This is a genomic window from Fodinibius sp., from assembly GCF_034521915.1.
GTDB lineage: Bacteria > Bacteroidota > Rhodothermia > Balneolales > Balneolaceae > Fodinibius.
Map to the genome: position 1 here is coordinate 16,970 of NZ_JAXHLU010000005.1, position 18,916 is coordinate 35,885.

Sequence of the window (18,916 nt, forward strand, 5' to 3'; positions counted from 1 at the left end):
AACTGGAAAATAAACTGAATTCGGAATTAAATATATACCGTAAAAATATGATGCAGAAAATAGCAACAAAAAGAGGGGAATCTAATTTAATAGTTGCTGGACATGGTTTCTCTTCTGAGCCAATTTTCGGGATTTAGGTTTTCATTGTTTTCGCGTATCAGAAAAAACAGGCTTTCTCCCTTCGGTGAACTGGCATCGCCCGAAAGTCCCAGCATATCACCTTGGTATAACACTTCGTTTTTGCTCACCATAACCTCGCTTAGATTTCCATAAGCCGTAATAAATCGACCGTGTTTAACAAAGATTACATCTCCATAGCCGGGAACCGGACGGACATCAAGAACATATCCATCATGTACAACCTCGACTGATGATTGGGCATCTGTTACAATTTCTACTCCCAGGTTGGGTGTTTTTGTTCCATAAACAGGATGCACTTTATTGCCAAAATGTTCGGCTATTGTTCGGCTATCGACCGGCCAGGGTAATTCACCTTTGTTTGAGGCAAACCGGTTCTCGATCTCTTCCATCTTATTGGAGTCCAGAAAATTATCGAGCTTAATAGGTTCGGAATATTTTTCGATTTCGGCCTCCCGCTTGGCATCATTTTCAATTTTTTTAGCAGCAGCAAGCTTTTCCTGGCGTTCTGCTTCCAATTGACGAAGCTTTTGTTCCTGGGCCTCACGTATTTCTTCTTCACGCCGGATAAGATCCGACAGCGTGCTATTGAGATTGTCTTTTTGCTGCTGAACCTGGTTCAATTTTTTGTTGATCTCTTCCCGGTTCTCTCGTAGCAGTGCTACATTTTTTTCTTGCTGTTCTTTCTTTTGAGCCAGCGTTTGTTTTTCCTCTTTAATTTCTGCCAACACTTCTTCATTCTTTTCTTGGGCTTTAACCAGTTGCTCTTTGGTTTGCTCGAGTTCCTTTTCGGCTTGGCGAATTTCCTGAGCCTGCTGTTCGCGATAGTTGTTGAACTTTTCAAGATAAAAGGAGCGTATCAGCATTTGGTTAACAGAAGAAGCAGAAAAGATTAATGCGAGCTGCGAAGTGCGGCCATGCTTATACAGATAGCTCAGCGTTTGTTTATAGTTCTCAATCAGTCGTTCTAATTCAGCCCGTTTAGCCTTTAGTGATTCTGTGGTAATGGTAATTTCTTCCTGGATCTGAGACTGTTCTTGTCGCAGCTGAGAGAGTTTTTCATCCTGGAGGGCAATGAGCTGCTTTAAGTTTTGATACTTTTGATATAGTGCCTCATACTTTTCTTCGGCTTGCTGAAGACGCTGCTCAAATTGCTGAATTTGTTTATTGAGCCGTTCTATTTCGGCACGGGTATTCTTCTGCTTTTCAACAATATTATTCCGCAGTTCTTTAAACTCCTGCATGACAGCGGTCTGACTGTATAGCAGGTCGGGAGCCAGCAAAAGACACGCAATAATCGCTATGAGGCTATATGTTTTTTTCATTCGTGGTAAATGGGAATATCGTCTGGCAACTCTATTGTTAATGGGTCAAGCTTGGGATTTAATTCTAATGCTGTTAGCTGTAAAGCAATCTTTGATTTACCATCAGGCCCGAATATACTAATTTTGCGCGGAAGGGTGAACCCCTTCATTGAAGTGTATGCCTCATATTCAATTTTTGAGTAGGGCAAGCTGGTAGATGAAGGTTGTATAATTTGGCGTACAATAAGCGAATTTTTATCAATATATACTTTTGTACCGGTTTTTAACTGTAGCTGGTAAAAGGATTCATTTTCAAGGAATTGATCGACGTCCTCTTCTTTTACTGAGTAATTTAGCATATCCAGAATATTGAGCGAGGCCAGCCGGTTTATGCGATTCAGGTTGGCTCCCTGTACGGGGACTTTTCGAGCATATTTATCCACTTTATTGTAGATGAGAAGCGTATCGCCGTCAGTGAGCAATTGTCCTCCTTCAATACCCAAGCCATTGCGAATTGTTACCAGGCTTTTTTGTTGATTACTGGCAAAACGGATGGTGACGCGTTCAGTATTGCCCGGCTCACTGACGATTGCGCGTCCTTTACCTTCGACGGATTGCAAATCATCACTGTAATTGGGCAGTTGGTTAATGGTTTGGGAGAGATTTTCTTTTGATGGGCGAAAATTATTGTCTACAAGTTTTTGGGTGCTCGAACAGGAAAGCATCACCAGGCATAAACATCCCCATAAAAAATAGTGTATTATATGTTGGTGTGAGTTCACGTTTCGTCAGAAATTTTTTCTTTAAGATGAGTTCTTGTCGGATCCTTTTCGAGCGCTTTTTGCCACCACTTTTTAGCTTCGTCCGGCTGTTCAAGTTTAAGTAAAACGTCGCCCATATGTTCCAGTGTCTCGGCGTTGGGATTCCCCGAATTAATAGCCTTTTGGATATATTTTCGGGCTTTTTTCAGTTGCCCCTGTTTGTAATATACCCATCCAACGGTGTCCATAAACGAAGTATTGTCTGGGGAAAGTTCTAAAGCCCGAAGTGCCAGTTTTTCTGCTTTGGAAAGTTCTTTACCTTGCTGGGAGAGGTAATAGGCGTAATTATTGTAAATAACAGGATTTTGGGTATCCAGGTCTGTTGCTTTTTGATAGTATTCAAAAGCAGAATCCCAGTTTTTCAGTCCGGCATGAGTATCAGCCAGAGAGCCCCAAATATTGGCTTTTAGCTGTCGCCGTGCAGGGAGTGTGGATGCTTCTTTGAGATGTTTTTTTGCGCTATCGTACTGTTGAGAAGATAAATAAGCGTTGCCTAGAATATATAGCAAGATAGGATCCTGTGGGATGTTTTGGATCGCCTGTTTACCGGCTTTGATAACTTCCTCAAATTTTCGTTGTTCAAGCAGTAATTGTAGTCGTTGTTGCCAGATAGAATCGTTTGAGGGATTTAGTTCTGTTGCCCGTTCAAGTGCGCGGATAGCGTATTGAGGCTGATCGGTATTTAAAAAGAAATCGGCCGCCAAGGCATAAGCTTTGCCAGACTTTGGGGCGTTTTGGATAAGCTTTTTAAAGATATTGTCCGCAGCTTGCTGAATTGCAGTGTTAGAAGGATTATTGTTGTATTTGCCGTATATAAAATGCGCCACTTCTTCCTTGGTTTGGTGATCAACTGTTGAGTCATCCATAAGAGTTGCAAGCGTGGTTTGAGCGCTATCCCATTTGGTTTGAGTCAGATAAATATCAGCAAGGATTATCCGTGATTTGGGATTGGTGCTGTTAATTTGGAGAGCATTTTCAATGACATCACGAGCTTCGTCTGGTTTGTTCAGTTCCAAATAGTAATTGCTCAACAGGTGGAGCGTAGAGATATTCCCGGGATCCATCGACCGAATTTTTTCCAGTTCAACTATCGCTGAATCTTTCATATTCAGCTTATTGAAGTTTTTAAGCTTCTCAATGCGTATGGAAGTCATTTCTCCCTTAAGCTGAAGCAGCTTGTTGTAAATTGTATTCGATTGCTCAAGTTTTCCCAATTCGGTATAGATTTGCGCAAGATCATATAAAATGTCGATATCTTTGGGATGATGGGTCAGGGCATTTCGGAGTTCTTTGGCGGCAGCCTCATTATTGCCGATAGCCTTGTAAATTTCAACAAGTTGAAGATGATACCATTTGTTAGCGGGATTCAGTGTTCGAGCCTGTTTACTGTAGTATTCCGCATTTTCCAGATCATTTATTTGCAGGTAGGCATCGGCCAATGCAAAGTTAATTCCGGGGTGATTGGGCAGTTTTACATAGGCCTTGTTTAAAAGGCTGATTGCTTCTTCATAATTATTATTCTCAAAAGCGGCTAACCCATCAATATAAGCAGTTTTTGCTGCAATATATTCTTGCTCTTCGACAGTTTTATTTTGGGCAAAAACCGAAGATGTGGCAAAAATGCATAGCATGATGGTAAAAATATATGCTGATGCAATCCGGTTATGTAATAAAATAGTATTCATAAAAACCAACGATTATCTATCCGTTAGTATAACAATTTACAACCGGCAGTAGGGAACTCTTTTAAGCTATGGTTTTGCGCCAGCCATTCAGGCGTTTAAAGGCATGTTCCATGCGCGATCCATACCAGCTAAACCATTCTCCTTCTACTAAGAGTACTCGAGCAGCGGGACACGCTTCCTCAATTTGTGCCATATGTTTTTCCTTAAAGGGATAGGGTTCGCTGCTCAGTAAAATCAGGTCTGGATTTTGTCTCTTAAGATCATCCAGACTTATTTTGGGATATCGTTTCTGATCCGCAAACACGTTGGGCAGTTTCCAGTGATCCATAATATCATGGATGTAGGTATCGCGGCCTACAGTCATCCAGGGGTCTTTCCAGATCAGATAAGCAGTATTTAGTTCGGAAACCTGCGGACGATTTTCGAGCACCTTTTGGATATTTCCGATCAGGTTTTCTGCTTTCTCTGATGCGTTGAATTTCTTACCCAGTTCATGAATAGTAATCAGCGCATCTTCGATGGTTGCAATCTGGGTAACGTTCACTTCAAAGTCGTCTGCCAATGCCTTAATATCTTTGGGACGATTTTCCTCTTTATTGGCAATGATATAGTCGGGTTCAAGATCTCTTATTTTATCCAAACGCGGGTTTTTGGTCCCACCGATGATAGGAATTTCTTCTACTTGTTTTTTGGGATGCACACAGAATCGGGTTCGACCCACAAGTTGTTCTTTCAATCCCATGTCGATAACCAATTCCGTAAGACTTGGAACCAAGCTTATAATACGTTGTGGAGGTGTTGCCATGTTCAAATCGTTATTATTTCGAGAAATTATGTATGGAGAACAAGATATTATTTACTTATGACCTACGAGATGTTAAAAATCATTTTTAAAGTCAGATTTACAAAAACTGTAGGGCCAAGCTGTCCATGAATCAACAAGATTAGCTTTGACAGGATTATTTAAAACATAACGTATTGTAGATTCTAATTCTTCCTCATCACGAATTACTCGATCAAAACTTTCTGCCTGCCAAAAACTGCCCGTTCTGTTTAATATTCTATTGCATTTTAACGCCGTATAAGATTTCAAATTTTGAAGTACTTTTGTCAATGCAGGAGTGGCGTTATTATTATTTTTTTGAAGCATTTTTAAAACGAGATGTACATGATTTGGCATGATGCAATAAGCATAAAGATCATAAACAGAATTATCTCGAAAGTGAATTGCTTTGCAAACTATATCAGCAACTTTTTGTTTATTTAACCAGGTTGGACCGGTTTTAGCTCCATCCAATTGATCCTCATATTTTTTAAAGATTGTTTGATGATAGTTACGTAGCTCGGACAGCTTGTCCGAGCTATCATTGTCAAGGGGTCTGTTTTCTAATTTCTTCTCTAAAATTCTTTTTTGTGTTTTGATATGCTGAATGGTGGAACGTGGTAGAGAATTAGATAATCTGAAAGTAATAAAAAATTCAGCATTTTCAGGTTGCCAGTGCGGTAGATTTCTTTGGTAATACACAGGGGGTTATTCTCTCTTGATGTTAAAAAAATATTCTATAGATTCTCTCCGAGTCAGTTTTACTATTTTGCGATCGGACAAGCTGTCCGATCTACATGGTAGTTAAAATTGACGAACAATGCCCTCTACCTGTCGGCCGTAGCTTCCGCCAAACAAATTGGTATGCACCAGCAGGGGATATAGGTTGTAGATATCTTTTCGCTTAGAAAAACCGGATGACAGTGGATAAGTCTCTTCATATGCACTGTAAAAATTACTGGGAAATCCCCCGAAAAGATGAGTGAAGGCCAGCTCTATTTCACGATGCCCGTAATATACCGCGGGATCATAGATAGTGGCATTTCCATCCTGATTAAAAAAGTAATTGCCGCCCCATAGATCACCATGCAATAGGCTGGGCGGCTCATCGGGAAAAATATCCGGCAGTTTTTCATACATTTTTTTAAAGCTGTTGACAGTATCGGAACCTAATTTTCCACTGTCGGTGGCCATCCGGAGCTGGGGCTCCATGCGCTCCTTGATAAAGAAATCCACCCAGTTTTGGTTAGGAGTGTTGGATTGTGGGAGCCGGCCAATGAAATTATCGTGATCCAACCCAAAGGTGTCATTATGATGCTTGTGTAGCTGGGCCAACGCTCGACCAAAATCGCGGGCCGAATTCGGTTTTGAACGGCCTTCGGTTATAAATTCTTGGAGCAAGAATCCTGTGCCGTCATCTGTTTGTCCGGTTGTAAGAACAGCGGGGATTCGCAGCGATGTATCTGCTGATTTAAGCAGTTCAAGACCTTTCTCCTCAACAATAAACATGCGAGGGTCGGCTGAGGTATTCCATTTCAAAAAACAGGTGGCACCATCATCTAAGGTAACTTTGGCGGCCTGATTGATACTGCCACCAGAAACGCGCTTTGCTGAATTTATCGTTTGATCTACCGCTTGCTGAATTTGTTCTTTTACAGGATTGGGAATCATTTTTGAACATGTGTTTCAAGTTCGTCAAGTAGGTTTTCACAGCTTCGTTTTACAATCTGGAACACATTTTCAAAGCCTTCTGGTCCGCCGTAATAGGGATCCGGAACTTCACCGTCACCCGGTTTGGGATCAAAATCGCGCATGCGACCTATTTTGTTCTCATGATTCCCATTAGCCATTTTACGCACATTTTCCAGGTTTTCATTGTCCATCGCCAAGATAAGATCATAATAGTCCAGGTCTGAGGCCTCAAATTGGCGCGCTTTCGAATGGAGCGTAATGCCGTGCTTTTGTGCCGTACGTTGACTTTTGCTGTTGGCCGATTCTCCCACATGGTAGGCAGAGGTACCTGCTGAATCGACTTCAAAATAGTTTTCAAGTCCGCGCTCATTAATCAGATGTTGGAATATGCCCTGTGCAGTTGGACTGCGGCAAATATTTCCAAGGCATACAAAACATATTTTATAGTGATTTTCTCTTGTGATAGGGTTTTTTACGGGTATATCCATATAGTAAATACAATTAATTTGAGATCGGTTATAAGCTAGCAACCCTAAAATAATGGCTGAAGACAATAAAGTATAGCCTAAACATTAGCTGAAATTCTAATTTGCAAATTGTTATCGCATTGCTTTATATAGGTCGCTTATATCAAAAAATACACCTTAGAATATGAATTGATGAGCTAAGACTTGTATCTTTGGGGTTCATTTATTTTGATAAAGATTTATTCTAAAACTTAAGCTACTGTAAGGTATAGAAACCCCTTATATTAATAGCTTTACAAAAGCCAACAGAGAAGGTATAACGGCCTATATGAGTAAACAATTTGACGAAGTAAAAAGACTAAATTTTTCAAAGCTCGAAGTCGAAACCCTCAAGTGGTGGAAGGAGAACAATATCTTTGAGAAAAGTGTATCTACCCGCGAAGATGGGATTCCCTTTACCTTTTATGAGGGACCCCCGACGGCAAACGGCAAGCCGGGCATTCATCACGTGCTGGCACGTACGGTTAAAGATATGTTCTGCCGCTACAAAACCCTGAAAGGTTTTCGTGTTGATCGTAAAGCCGGTTGGGATACCCACGGCCTCCCGGTTGAAATTGAGGTGGAAAAAGAGCTCGACCTTGAAGGGCGCGAGCAGGTCGAGGAGTACGGCATCGCTAAATATAATGAGAAGTGCCGAAACAGTGTTCTCAAATACAAAGATCTATGGGATAAGCTCACTACCCGCATGGCTTACTGGGTTGATCTGGACGATCCCTATATCACCTTTGACAACGATTATATTGAATCGGTATGGTGGGCTTTTAAGACGCTGCACGAAAAAGGATTGGTGTACAAGGGATATAAGATTCAGTGGTATTCGCCGGGCAGCGGAACGGTACTATCTTCTCACGAAGTTGCTCAGGGCTACGAGGAAGTTCAGGATCCTTCCATTTTTGTAAAGTTCAAAGTTGAGATGTCCGAGGATGTCTACTTTTTGGCCTGGACGACTACTCCCTGGACCATTGTGTCGAACATGGGACTTGCTGTTAATCCCGAGTTGGATTACGCTAAGATCAAGCTTTCTGAGGGCGACCGGACTGAGTTTTATATCATGGCCAAGGATTGTATTGATGAGGTTATCGACCACGACTACGAAATTGTAGAAGAATACAAAGGTGAAGAGCTGGTCGACTGGACTTATGATCCAGTATTTGATTATGCCATGGAAGAGTATGATAAAGACGAAGCTTGGCGCGTTGTTCCCGCTGATTATGTGACAACGGAAGAGGGAACCGGAGTGGTTCACATTGCGCCTGCTTTTGGTGTCGATGATTATGAGACGGGCCAAAAGAACGATATTCCGATGTTTAATCCCATCGATAAAGATGGTCGATTTACGGAACAGGTACCTGATTTTGAAGGCGAATGGTTTAAAGATGCTGATAAAGGAATTTCTCGTGCCATCAAGGATAAGTACCTGATGTACAAGCACGAGACCTATCTGCACAATTACCCCCACGACTGGCGCAAAGGTACGCCGCTGATGTCGTATCCCGTAGAGTCTTGGTTTATCAGCACTACGGATGTGAAGGATAAAATGGTGGACTTCAACAAAAAAATTAACTGGAAGCCGCCAAGTACCGGGAGTGGACGTTTTGGAACCTGGCTTGAAAATAATGTGGATTGGGCGGTTTCGCGTCAGCGCTACTGGGGTACGCCCATTCCGCTTTGGGTAAGCGATAAAAACCCTGAGCATGTAGAAGTGGTAGGAAGTGTAGAAGAGCTTAAGAAGAAAGCTGGGTTGCCCGATGATGAAGAGCTTGACTTGCATCGTCCTCATATTGATGATATTACGTGGGAAGGTCCCGATGGGGGAACAATGCGACGTATCCCCGATCTGATGGATGTCTGGTTTGATTCCGGATCGATGCCGTTTGCGCAATGGCACTACCCGTTTGAAAACAAGGATAAGTTTAAGGAAAACTTTCCTGCTGACTTTATTGCAGAGGGTGTTGATCAGACGCGTGGATGGTTTTATACGCTCCATGCACTGGGAACGATGCTTTTTGATCAGCCTGCCTATAAAAATGTGGTATCCAACGGACTTGTGTTGGATGAGAACGGCAATAAGATGAGTAAGTCCAAAGGTAATACCGTTGAGCCTTTCGAGGTTATTCAGGAGTACGGTGCTGATACGGTACGCTGGTATATGATGAGCAATTCTTCCCCATGGGAGAATCTGCGATTCAGTGAAGAAGGGCTGCAGGAAACACAGCGTAAATTCTTCAACACCATTGTAAATACGTACTCGTTTTTTGCAATGTATGCCAATATTGATGGATTTACGTATTCCGGCTCGCAAATTCCGGTTTCAGATCGCGTGGAGATGGATCGCTGGATCATCTCCCGTATGAACACAACTGTAAAGCTGGTAGATGAGTATCTGGATGATTACGAACCGACCAAAACGGCGCGTACTATTGAAAACTTTGTTGATGAGCTCAGTAACTGGTACGTGCGTCGTAACCGACGCCGATTCTGGAAAGAGGGTAAAAGCCTTGATAAACAGGCGGCTTATCAAACACTGTATGAATGTTTGGTAGATTTAGCTAAATTAATTAGTCCTATTGCTCCGTTTTTAGGTGAATGGCTGTATCAACGGCTGAATGAAGTAACTGAGGCGGATGAAGAGTCGGTACATATTTCATTCTATCCTACGGTAGAAGAAACAGCTATTGATAAGCAGCTTGAACACCGTATGGAATTGGCACGACATATTTCATCTATGGTATTGAGTCTGCGCAATAAGCTGGAACTAAATGTTCGTCAGCCGCTGTCGCGTATCATTCTTCCCATTGATAAAGAAGAAGACCGTCAGGCTATAGAATCAGTAAAAGAGATTATCTTAGATGAGGTAAATGTGAAGGAAGTACAATTTGTGGATGATGATTCCGGGATTGTCCACAAGTCGGCGAAACCAAATTATCCTAAGCTGGGCAGTAAGTTAGGTAGTAAAATGAAGCCGGTGGCATCAAAAGTGGCTGAGTTGACTACCGAAGAGATTACCGAATATGAGGAAACCGGATCTATCGAGCTGGATTTGGGTGAACAAGGTATTGTACAACTTGGTGAAGATAGCCTCGAGATTATCCGTACCGGCCTGGAAGGTTGGTCGGTTGAAACCGAAAAAGGGTTAAGCGTAGCTTTAGATACTGAACTGACTGAAGAGCTGGTTCAGGAAGGATTGGCTCGAGAATTTGTCAATCGTATCCAAAATATGCGTAAGGAAGCGGATTTTGATGTAGAAGATCGTATTATTATAGGCTTTGATGGTTCGGAAGAACTTGAAGAGGCCGTATTAACGATGAAAGATTATATTAAAAGTGAAACCCTGGCAGAAGAGATTGCACCTGAAAAGTTAGAAGTCTCAGATTTTGTGAAGAGTTGGGAGATTGGTGACAGTGAATCAACGATTTCTATTAGAAGAAACCCTAATTAAGAAAGTGAGCTAATTATGGCATCATCAAAAAATGAAAATAAAGATACAGAGCGCGTTTCTCCTTATTCTGATGAGGAGTTGGAATATTTCAAAGATATTATCTTAAAAAAACGCGAAGAGGCTGAGCGAGAGCTTGAATCGCTTCAAAATGCATTGCGCGATAGCATGGAAAATGCCAGCGATGAGTCGGCGTATTCGTTTCACATGGCTGATGCCGGTACAGATGCCCAAGAGCGTGAAAAAACGTATATGCTTTTTAACAGAACAAAAAAGTTTATTCGTTACTTGGATGACGCTCTAAAGCGGATCGAAAATAAAACTTATGGTGTTTGTAAAGTAACGGGTAAGAAAATTTCCAAGGGCAGACTTGAAGCTGTTCCCCATACCCAGCTTAGCATTGATGCAAAACTTAAGCGTAAATAATTTATCAGTTGGATAGAAGCAAAATAACAGCACTGTCAGTCCCGGCACTGATCGTCATTGTGTTGGATCAGTTTAGCAAGCATTGGATTCGCCTTAATCCGCAGTGGCATTATGCTGATCTTATTCCAGGGTGGCTCACGTTTAACTATACCCAGAATCCGGGTATGGCACTGGGGATGCGCTGGGCTTCGACGGAAGTAATCAGCGGCATTGCTATTTTAGCCACTATCGCCATTCTTTCGTATGTGCTTTATAATCGAGAGGACGCTACCGTAGGGTATCTTCTTTGTATGGGATTAATACTTGGTGGTGCCATAGGTAATATTATTGATCGTCTTATTATGGGATATATCGAATCCTACGGCGGTTTACTTGAGGGACATGTAATCGACTTTATTCATTTCAATCTAAGCATCAGCGGATATCCTGTTTTTCCGTACATTTTTAATGTAGCAGATGTTGCTATCAGTACTGCTATTATTGCTATGTTGGTGTTTCATAAGCGGATTGTTCCCCAAAATCTGTCGGGGTCAAAGCAGCAAGAACAGCCAAGAGAAGAAAGAAAAGCTGATACTCAGCCTACTGCAGAGGGATAGTTTTCGAAGGAGAGATGCTAAAGAATTTCGAATAAATCAGCTGATTTTATTCCTCAGTAACAATACTGTCTATAAAGTTGGGGCTGTGGGGATCCAACTCATCGAGTTTTAGATCGTGTCCCATTTTATCGCGCTTGGTTTTTAAGTATTTGGCATTTTCGGGATAGGCACCCACTTCTATAGGTACCCGTTCAACCATCTCAAGTCCAAAGCTTTTGAGACCTACGCGCTTAACGGGATTATTAGTCATCAAACGTAATTTTGAGATGCCCAGTGATCGCAGGATCTGTGCTCCAACGCCGTAGTCTCGGGCATCAGGTTCAAAGCCAAGTGCTTCGTTGGCTTCAACAGTATCTAACCCCTTTTCTTGCAGTTTATATGCCTTGAGTTTGTTTACTAATCCAATGCCGCGACCTTCTTGATTCATATAAAGAACAACACCGCTCCCCTCTTCTTCAACCTGAAGCAGTGCTTGATGTAGTTGTTCTCCGCAATCACAGCGCTTGGATCCAAAAATATCGCCAGTCATACACGAAGAGTGCACGCGAACAAGTACCGGATCATCTTCATCCCATTCCCCTTTAACCAATGCCAAGTGATGGTCGCCCGTGAGTCGCTCTTCAAAAGCGTGGAGCTGAAAATCTCCGTAGATAGTGGGTAGATTTACATCTACTACCTTGCGCACCAGCGATTCATTCTGCATGCGATAGGAAATCAAATCTTTTATGCTGATCAGTTTCATATCGAATTCATCAGCAATTTCGACCAGGTCAGGCAAACGCGCCATAGCGCCATTGTCTTTCATGATCTCACAAATAATGCCCGCAGGTTGGAGATCAGCAAGCCGGGCTAAATCGATAGCTGCTTCGGTATGTCCGGCGCGACGAAGAACGCCTCCTTCGGTACCGATTAACGGAAATATATGTCCGGGACGTCGAAAATCGCCGGGCTCCGCATCCCTTTTAATCATCTCTTTAATAGTGTTGGCGCGGTCACCGGCAGAGATACCTGTAGTGGTAAGCTCTTTGTGATCAACAGAAACCGTAAAAGCGGCCTCATCGGGATCAGCGCCCTCAGTTACCATATAATCAAGATTGAGGGAGTACGCTTTTTCGCGCGTGATCGGTACACAGATAAGCCCACGGCCATATTTAGCCATGAGATTAATAGCTTCAGGGGTTACCTTTTCTGCGGCCATGACAAAATCGCCTTCATTTTCGCGATCTTCGTCGTCGGCTACAATGACCATGCGTCCTTCTTTAATATCCTCGATAGTGTCTTCTATACTATCGAAGTTGATATCTGCGCCCATAATATAACTCTGGTGACTTAGTTAATCTTGGTTGGGGTTCACATCCGAAATGGAGCTTTTTTTAAACCGTGCTTTAACCCCTTTATCGATTTCAGCAAGTACGGTGTCTTCATCAACAGTGGTTACCTTGGCAATCATTCCACCGGAAGTCACAATTTTGTCTCCTTTTTCAATATTGTCAACCATTTCCTGAAGCTCTTTCTGTCGCTTCGTTTGTGGCCGAATGATAAAGAAGTAAAAGATGGCAAAAATAGCTCCCAAAAAGATGAGACTTGACCAGCCTCCTCCACCGTCAGGAGAACCCATTAATAATAGTGCAATATTTAACATGAAATAATTTGTTTAATTACTATCAACGTATTTAAAAGAGTGTACAAAGATAGTATTTTTGGCGGCTTGCTCCAATTTTGGTGAGTAGCTTTGAAAGCCAATATAATGTTTGCCACTAAGGCACTCAGAGAATTTAGCATTGTTATTTTTATAAGCTTGGTGCCTTGTGGTAAAAGTTTATTCCGAATGAAATTTCTTGCCGGATTTAGCATAATCCGTGAGGATATCTGCCGGGGTGAATCGAGGTCCGTGTTCATCCTCAAACTTTTGCAGGCGTTCGACGATAGTTTCCGCACCTTCGCGGTCGATATATCGGAATGGTCCGCCGAGGAAGGGAGGAAACCCGAGACCGAGCACAGCACCCAGGTCACCATCTGTAGGGTCACGCAGAATATCTTCTTGCAGGCACCAGGCTGCCTCGTTCACCATAGTTAATGTCATTCGCTGTTGTACCGTTTCTCTTTCCATGGATTTGCGACCGCTGCCTCTAAAGTACTGGTATATTTCTTTATTGGGATCGGTTTTCTTCGTTTTGCCATTTTTCTGCTCGTACTTATAAAAGCCCTTCTTATTCTTTTTGCCCTTGTAGCCTTCCTCAAAAAGCTCCGTTGGTTTTTTACTGGGATGCACACCGCGCTCGGCAAAAAGGTCACTAAGCACTTCGGTGATATGGGCCGCTACGTCGATCCCTACTTCATCAAAAAGGGCAGCAGGGCCAACAGGGAATCCAAACTGTTTCATGTGTGTATCCAGCTCTTTGATAGAAATTCCCTCCTCCAGAAGCATAAGGGCCTCATTCATAAAAGGAGCCAGAATCCGGGTCGTATAAAAACCGGGTCCGTCGTTCACCACTATCACATGCTTGCCTTGTTGGATTCCTACTTTTCGTGCCGTAGCGGTAACCCAATCAGCGGTTTTATCAGTGGTAATAATTTCTAACAACGGCATTTTTGGGACAGGCGAAAAATAGTGCATGCCCACAACCTGTTCGGGATTGCGCGATGCTTCGGCAATTTTGCTGATGGGCAGTGAAGAAGTGTTAGAGGCAAAGATATAATCGTTGGGTGCTACCTCCTCTACTTCTTTAACAATGGATTGTTTGAGATCAAGATCTTCAAAAACGGCCTCAATTACGAGTCCCACATTTTCAAATCCATCATAGGTAGCGGTAGGTGTAACATGACTGGCAATGCGATCGCGTTCAAATTCAGAGATAATTCGTTTCTTACGCTTCGTGTCGAGGTTATCCCAGATCGATTTTTTGCCATTTGCGGCCTGTTCTATTTCCTGGTCTTTTAATAACACGCGATATTCGTTATTGGCACTAACGTCTGCGATACCGGATCCCATGAGACCAGCTCCCAGCACCCCAATTTTTTGGATTTCCCTGGCTTTCTCTTCATTGGGATTTTTCTTCGCTCCCTGCATGGCGAAAAAGAGATTGACCATTGCTTCCGATTCGGGAGTCGCCGCCAGTTTACCAAAGTTCTCGGATTCCAGTTTTAGCCCTGCCTGCATGCCGTTTTCGTACCCCTCTTGCACACAGTCGATGATCTTATCGGGGGCTGGATAATTACCCTTACTTTCTGATTTTGCTCGTTTGCGCGCTTGCGAGTAAATGATCTTGCGGAGTGGACTCATGCCCTCCATCAGCTGATGGGCAAGGCTACGCTTATCCTCACGTTCAAACTTTCCACTGTTAATTTTGCCTACCGCTTTTTTAGCGGCCGTAAGCACCGCATCACGATGGGTAAGCTCATCTACGAGCCCCAATTTATATGCCTTGCGGGGATAAATATTTTTCCCGGTAAGCATATAAGTAAGTGCATTTTGTATGCCAATCAGGCGGGGTAGACGCTGTGTTCCTCCACCTCCAGGGAGAAGTCCCAATTTAACTTCCGGTTGACCCATTACCGTATCAGAGTGTTTAGAGGCGACCCGATAATTGCAGGCCATGGCCACTTCCAAGCCTCCGCCGAGACACGATCCGTGGATGGCAGCGACCACCGGTTTTGGATAATTCTCAAGCTGAAGCAGTAACCGGTTTCCCCGTTGACTTAAGTCCTCAATTTCCTCGGGGGCCTTCTTGTTTTTGAGCATCTCTACGTCAGCGCCGGCAATGAAATTATTCTTCTTCCCGCTCACCATCACGATGCCGTCAATGTCATCAGGATTGGTATTTTCGAGCAGGTCTTTAACTTCTGAGATCAGCTCTTCGGTAAGCTTATTTACTTTTGAGTCTGGCTGATCTAGAGTTACAACTAAAATATTGTCTTGAATTTCCTTGTTTAGATAACTCATAAAATTATGACTGAGTAGTTATTAAAAGTCTTGATGTTAACCGTCGAAGCGTTCAAGAATGATCGCATGTCCCTGTCCGCCGGCTGCACATGCCGCAACGAGTGCAAGTTCACCATCCTCGTGATGCAGTCGATTGGCTGCCGTTGTTACCAGACGCGTGCCGGTAGCACCAAACGGGTGACCCAGTGAAAGTGAGCCGCCCCAGCAGTTAAATTTTTCCATGGGAATATCACCCACTTTTTTATCGCGCTGCAGGTTTTCTTTGGCAAATGTATCGGAATTTAAAGCCTTAAGTACCGTAAGAATTTGCCCGGCAAAAGCTTCGTGGAATTCAAAAACATCGATATCAGAAAGCTCCAGTCCCATCATATCCAAAACCCTGGGTGTAGCATAAGCAGGGCCAAGCAAGAGTTCGTCTTCCGGGTCTTGGGCTACATAGGTATAAGCCTTAAGAATAGCTTTGGGTTTTAATCCGCGATCTAAAGCCTCCTGTTTTTCCATGATGATAGAAGCTGAAGCCCCGTCGGTTAGTGCCGAAGAATTGCCCGCCGTTATGGTACCATGCGGCTTAATAAATGCGGGAGATAATTTTTTAAGCTTCTCCATCGAAGTATCTTCACGATAGGTGTTGTCATGTTCTATTGAATCGAAATCGGGAGGTACGGTAGCAGGCAACAGTTCTGGATCAAGCCAGCCTTCATTAGTGGCCTTGGCCGCAAGTTGGTGTGATCGAAGCGCGTACTCGTCTTGTTCTTTACGGCCTATTCCAAATCGGGCTGCCATCTTATCACAGCTTTCGCCCATCGTTTCTCCCGTTGTAAACTCAGAAATGGAGGGAATATCGGGCAGCAGGTGTGAGGGACGTAATCCTTTAAAAAACTTCAGAAAATCACTCAATGATTTGTATTTGCGGGCATCGAGCAGCTTTTGCCGGAATTTTTTTCGAAATCGGATCGGGATATCACTCATGGTTTCTGTTCCGCCGGCCAGGATGATTTTAGCCTGACCCGAACGAATAAGTTCAACGGCGCTGGTGACCGCTTGATTGGAAGAAATACAGGCTTGTGTTACGGTGTGTGCCGGAACGGTGTTGGGAATGCCTGCACCCAATGCGGATTCGCGAGCAACGTTGCTGGTGTTTACATCCTGGATAACCGTGCCCATGATAACGCGGTCAAGGTCGTCTCCGTTAATGGGTGCGCGGCCGATAAGACCTTCGATGGCCATGCGACCCAAATCATAAGCCATTAGTTTTTTGTACCCGGTACCTGAACGCTGAAAAGGAATACGTCCACCGTCTAAAATTACTGCTTCAAAAGGTGCGTGTTTTTGTGGTTGATCTGCCATAATAAAATTGTTGAAATGAGAGCCAACGTATATGTAATTATTACTAAGATGGTTGAATCAAAATCGTAAGTCAAGCATTAACTTAACACTGTTAACCTAATTATAATTTAGCGGAAAGTAATCTTCAATAAATTGTTTTGTCAGGTTACAGAATATCCGTATATTTGTGCTCTCTCAAATGGGCGCTTAACTCTCCTTCGCGTAAAGCTACGGAGAGCGAGTTGATCCAAGTTTATTGACTATATTAGGGCGCTTAACTCAGCGGTTTAGAGTGCTTCCCTTACAAGGAAGAAGTCGCAGGTTCGAATCCTGCAGCGCCCACTCAGATATTTTATGAGACAGTTTCGAAAGGAGCTGTCTTTTTTTATTTGGGTATGTATGTGATAAAGCTAGTCCAAATTTAGTTCCATTCTCAGGTTTCTATAAACAGAGAATATCAAAAAGCGATATTGCAATATCCGCGTCAAACTGCTTTATTAGAAATCGAAAGGAAATTTTTTGTCCTTTTTTATCGTTATGTAACAAAAAGAACTAAAGCCTTTTATTTATGCCTGAGAAGATAGAGAAGTTCGAAGAGATGATTGAAGACCCCACGGCGCATCAGCTTAAAGCTTATTATGACGCCAAAGAAAAAGCATGTGTTGATGCTATGAAATCTACAAAATCAAAAAATCCGCATAATAAAGGATCTAATCTGGCAGATTTTTGGGACTATGTTTATAAGCAATTTTATGAAATACAATAATAGATAAGTTGATTTTATCATATATTTTGCAAAAGCTTGCAGAAAATCCTGCAAGCTTTTTTTATATGACATTTCTGTTAAGATATTCCAATGAGTATAGTTGGTATGTACATTATTTTATAAATTAAATTGTATTTTATATGTATGGTAATAGAAATAGTTTAAAAGTACATTTGATATGGAAATTAAGTTTGTAGATCGAGAAAAAATTTATACGTCAAAGAAAAGGTCTTCTAAGTTTAAGCCTCTTTTGGAAGCTCTAGATCAGCTTGAAGTTGGAGGGGATGCCATCGAAATAGATTATGAAGATGATAAGAGCGTAAACTCTATGCGAACGGCGGTTTATCAGTATAATCAGAAAAAGGGAGTTAAAATTAAGAGCGGTAAGGATTCAAAGAATAAAAAAATCTATTTCTACAGAGAACGCTAGCAATACTGTTTTCCGTTATGGCTATGCAATAGTTTTTTAATCTGATATTTCTTTATGGAAGATCTTTCGACCGTCGATGCCAGTCTGATGAAGCAAGAGGTGCTGGAAGGGTTAACAAAGCCTCAAAAGCAGTTGCCCAGCAAGTATTTTTACGATGAACGCGGATCAGATCTGTTTGAGCAAATTACCCGCCTTGATGAATATTACTTGACCGATTGTGAAAAAGAGATCCTGCAAAGCAACATTAGTGAGATATCAGATCGCATTGGCTCGGATGTGATGCTGATAGAACTGGGTAGCGGAAGCAGTTATAAAACCCGTTATTTGCTAGAAGAATTATTAGACCTTTCTACGTATATTCCGGTTGATATTTCAGAAGAGTTTTTGCTAAAGACCGTCAATCAGCTGCGGATGGAATATCCCAAAATATCTATTATTCCTGTTTTTGCAGATTATACTTCCTCATTTGCCCTTCCTGTTAGTGGTAATCAACATCAGAAACAGATCGTCTTTTTCCCGGGATCGACTATTGGAAATTTTAACCCCAGTGAGTCTCGGGCATTTCTACAAAACATAGCGGAAATTACTGCCGATGATTCTGAAATGCTGATAGGCGTAGATTTGAAGAAAGATACAGATGTGTTGGAAGCGGCCTATAATGATCAACAGGGAATTACAGCTCAGTTCAATAAGAATATGTTGCGGCATATTAACCACGTGCTGGATGCAGATTTTGAGGTAGAAAAGTTTGATCATAATGCTTTTTACAATGAGGAAGCCGGCCGTATAGAGATGCATTTGGTATCATCTCAAAAACAAACGGTAAATGTCAGTGATCAAGAAATAGCGTTTGCAGAAGGAGAATCGATTCACACCGAGAACTCTTACAAATACAGCCTTGAGGAATTTGAGGAGTTAGTTGGAGATTGGTATTCGGTTGAGAAGGTTTGGACGGATGAAAAAGACTATTTTTCGCTGCAATATCTCAAAAAGAAATAAAGGG

At 42.4% G+C, this 18,916-nt stretch carries 17 protein-coding genes and 1 tRNA gene; 7 read left to right on the forward strand and 11 right to left on the reverse strand.

Going from position 1 to position 18,916, the window contains the following annotated elements:
* Positions 1-86 precede the first annotated feature (86 nt).
* The 7 genes from U5J89_RS05295 to U5J89_RS05325 form a co-directional block, all read right to left on the reverse strand.
* Positions 87-1,463: a murein hydrolase activator EnvC family protein gene (locus tag U5J89_RS05295; RefSeq protein ID WP_322574567.1), complete on the reverse strand. Its 1,377-nt coding sequence runs from the start codon at positions 1,461-1,463 to the stop codon at positions 87-89.
* The gene (locus tag U5J89_RS05300) at positions 1,460-2,167 is read right to left on the reverse strand and encodes a DUF4292 domain-containing protein (RefSeq protein ID WP_322574601.1); all 708 of its coding nucleotides are present in this window, start codon (positions 2,165-2,167) and stop codon (positions 1,460-1,462) included. The genes U5J89_RS05295 and U5J89_RS05300 overlap by 4 nt, the downstream gene beginning before the upstream one ends.
* A gap of 53 nt (positions 2,168-2,220) precedes the next feature.
* Positions 2,221-3,948 carry a tetratricopeptide repeat protein gene (locus U5J89_RS05305; RefSeq protein ID WP_322574568.1) on the reverse strand — a complete coding sequence of 576 codons (1,728 nt, stop codon included), beginning with the start codon at positions 3,946-3,948 and terminating at the stop codon, positions 2,221-2,223.
* A 61-nt stretch (positions 3,949-4,009) separates the two neighbouring features.
* On the reverse strand, positions 4,010-4,753 hold the full coding sequence (locus tag U5J89_RS05310) for a helical backbone metal receptor (protein WP_322574569.1): 744 nt from the start codon (positions 4,751-4,753) through the stop codon (positions 4,010-4,012).
* Positions 4,754-4,825: 72 nt separating this feature from the next.
* The gene (locus U5J89_RS05315; RefSeq protein ID WP_322574570.1) at positions 4,826-5,473 is read right to left on the reverse strand and encodes an REP-associated tyrosine transposase; all 648 of its coding nucleotides are present in this window, start codon (positions 5,471-5,473) and stop codon (positions 4,826-4,828) included.
* A gap of 102 nt (positions 5,474-5,575) precedes the next feature.
* Positions 5,576-6,442: a fructosamine kinase family protein gene (locus tag U5J89_RS05320; protein ID WP_322574571.1), complete on the reverse strand. Its 867-nt coding sequence runs from the start codon at positions 6,440-6,442 to the stop codon at positions 5,576-5,578.
* Positions 6,439-6,951 carry a low molecular weight protein-tyrosine-phosphatase gene (locus tag U5J89_RS05325; protein ID WP_322574572.1) on the reverse strand — a complete coding sequence of 171 codons (513 nt, stop codon included), beginning with the start codon at positions 6,949-6,951 and terminating at the stop codon, positions 6,439-6,441. Before U5J89_RS05325 ends, U5J89_RS05320 begins: the two co-directional genes overlap by 4 nt.
* Positions 6,952-7,258: 307 nt before the next feature.
* On the opposite strand from U5J89_RS05325, the gene ileS reads away from it, so the two are divergent.
* Genes ileS through U5J89_RS05340 form a run of 3 tightly spaced genes read left to right on the forward strand, consistent with a single transcriptional unit; the run spans position 7,259 to position 11,448 of the window.
* Positions 7,259-10,429: an isoleucine--tRNA ligase gene (ileS, locus tag U5J89_RS05330; RefSeq protein WP_322574573.1), complete on the forward strand. Its 3,171-nt coding sequence runs from the start codon at positions 7,259-7,261 to the stop codon at positions 10,427-10,429.
* Positions 10,430-10,444: 15 nt separating this feature from the next.
* A complete protein-coding gene (locus U5J89_RS05335; protein ID WP_322574574.1) occupies positions 10,445-10,852 on the forward strand; it encodes a TraR/DksA family transcriptional regulator in 408 nt (135 codons plus the stop codon).
* A gap of 8 nt (positions 10,853-10,860) precedes the next feature.
* Positions 10,861-11,448, forward strand: coding sequence for a signal peptidase II (locus U5J89_RS05340; protein ID WP_322574575.1), 588 nt, complete (start codon positions 10,861-10,863; stop codon positions 11,446-11,448).
* Between the two features lie 46 nt (positions 11,449-11,494).
* On the opposite strand, the gene U5J89_RS05345 is transcribed toward U5J89_RS05340, so the two are convergent.
* The 4 genes from U5J89_RS05345 to U5J89_RS05360 all read right to left on the reverse strand — a co-directional run bounded on the left by U5J89_RS05345 (position 11,495) and on the right by U5J89_RS05360 (position 16,738).
* Positions 11,495-12,760: a bifunctional 3,4-dihydroxy-2-butanone-4-phosphate synthase/GTP cyclohydrolase II gene (locus U5J89_RS05345; protein WP_322574576.1), complete on the reverse strand. Its 1,266-nt coding sequence runs from the start codon at positions 12,758-12,760 to the stop codon at positions 11,495-11,497.
* A gap of 21 nt (positions 12,761-12,781) precedes the next feature.
* The gene (yajC, locus tag U5J89_RS05350) at positions 12,782-13,090 is read right to left on the reverse strand and encodes a preprotein translocase subunit YajC (protein ID WP_095605846.1); all 309 of its coding nucleotides are present in this window, start codon (positions 13,088-13,090) and stop codon (positions 12,782-12,784) included.
* 177 nt (positions 13,091-13,267) lie between these two features.
* Positions 13,268-15,391, reverse strand: a complete 2,124-nt coding sequence (locus tag U5J89_RS05355) for a 3-hydroxyacyl-CoA dehydrogenase NAD-binding domain-containing protein (protein WP_322574577.1) — start codon at positions 15,389-15,391, stop codon at positions 13,268-13,270.
* 36 nt (positions 15,392-15,427) lie between these two features.
* Entirely contained in the window at positions 15,428-16,738 is a 1,311-nt protein-coding gene (locus U5J89_RS05360) for an acetyl-CoA C-acyltransferase (RefSeq protein WP_322574578.1), read from the reverse strand.
* 247 nt (positions 16,739-16,985) lie between these two features.
* Between U5J89_RS05360 and U5J89_RS05365 the strand changes: the two genes are divergently transcribed.
* The 4 genes from U5J89_RS05365 to egtD all read left to right on the forward strand — a co-directional run bounded on the left by U5J89_RS05365 (position 16,986) and on the right by egtD (position 18,912).
* Positions 16,986-17,059: transfer RNA gene (locus U5J89_RS05365), tRNA-Val, on the forward strand.
* A gap of 226 nt (positions 17,060-17,285) precedes the next feature.
* The gene (locus tag U5J89_RS05370) at positions 17,286-17,483 is read left to right on the forward strand and encodes a hypothetical protein (protein ID WP_095606125.1); all 198 of its coding nucleotides are present in this window, start codon (positions 17,286-17,288) and stop codon (positions 17,481-17,483) included.
* Between the two features lie 178 nt (positions 17,484-17,661).
* Entirely contained in the window at positions 17,662-17,913 is a 252-nt protein-coding gene (locus U5J89_RS05375) for a hypothetical protein (protein ID WP_322574579.1), read from the forward strand.
* Positions 17,914-17,967: 54 nt separating this feature from the next.
* Complete coding sequence (egtD, locus tag U5J89_RS05380) at positions 17,968-18,912, forward strand: L-histidine N(alpha)-methyltransferase (RefSeq protein ID WP_322574580.1); 945 nt, start codon at positions 17,968-17,970, stop codon at positions 18,910-18,912.
* Positions 18,913-18,916 lie beyond the last annotated feature (4 nt).

What these genes read in the sequence shown, in the direction of transcription:
- U5J89_RS05295 (WP_322574567.1), bottom strand. Translation starts at nt 1,463, where the DNA reads ATGAAAAAAACATATAGCCTCATAGCGATTATTGCGTGTCTTTTGCTG.
- U5J89_RS05300 (WP_322574601.1), bottom strand. Translation starts at nt 2,167, where the DNA reads ATGCTTTCCTGTTCGAGCACCCAAAAACTTGTAGACAATAATTTTCGC.
- U5J89_RS05305 (WP_322574568.1), bottom strand. Translation starts at nt 3,948, where the DNA reads ATGAATACTATTTTATTACATAACCGGATTGCATCAGCATATATTTTT.
- U5J89_RS05310 (WP_322574569.1), bottom strand. Translation starts at nt 4,753, where the DNA reads ATGGCAACACCTCCACAACGTATTATAAGCTTGGTTCCAAGTCTTACG.
- U5J89_RS05320 (WP_322574571.1), bottom strand. Translation starts at nt 6,442, where the DNA reads ATGATTCCCAATCCTGTAAAAGAACAAATTCAGCAAGCGGTAGATCAA.
- U5J89_RS05325 (WP_322574572.1), bottom strand. Translation starts at nt 6,951, where the DNA reads ATGGATATACCCGTAAAAAACCCTATCACAAGAGAAAATCACTATAAA.
- ileS (WP_322574573.1), top strand. Translation starts at nt 7,259, where the DNA reads ATGAGTAAACAATTTGACGAAGTAAAAAGACTAAATTTTTCAAAGCTC.
- U5J89_RS05335 (WP_322574574.1), top strand. Translation starts at nt 10,445, where the DNA reads ATGGCATCATCAAAAAATGAAAATAAAGATACAGAGCGCGTTTCTCCT.
- U5J89_RS05345 (WP_322574576.1), bottom strand. Translation starts at nt 12,760, where the DNA reads ATGGGCGCAGATATCAACTTCGATAGTATAGAAGACACTATCGAGGAT.
- yajC (WP_095605846.1), bottom strand. Translation starts at nt 13,090, where the DNA reads ATGTTAAATATTGCACTATTATTAATGGGTTCTCCTGACGGTGGAGGA.
- U5J89_RS05355 (WP_322574577.1), bottom strand. Translation starts at nt 15,391, where the DNA reads ATGAGTTATCTAAACAAGGAAATTCAAGACAATATTTTAGTTGTAACT.
- U5J89_RS05360 (WP_322574578.1), bottom strand. Translation starts at nt 16,738, where the DNA reads ATGGCAGATCAACCACAAAAACACGCACCTTTTGAAGCAGTAATTTTA.
- U5J89_RS05370 (WP_095606125.1), top strand. Translation starts at nt 17,286, where the DNA reads ATGCCTGAGAAGATAGAGAAGTTCGAAGAGATGATTGAAGACCCCACG.
- U5J89_RS05375 (WP_322574579.1), top strand. Translation starts at nt 17,662, where the DNA reads ATGGAAATTAAGTTTGTAGATCGAGAAAAAATTTATACGTCAAAGAAA.
- egtD (WP_322574580.1), top strand. Translation starts at nt 17,968, where the DNA reads ATGGAAGATCTTTCGACCGTCGATGCCAGTCTGATGAAGCAAGAGGTG.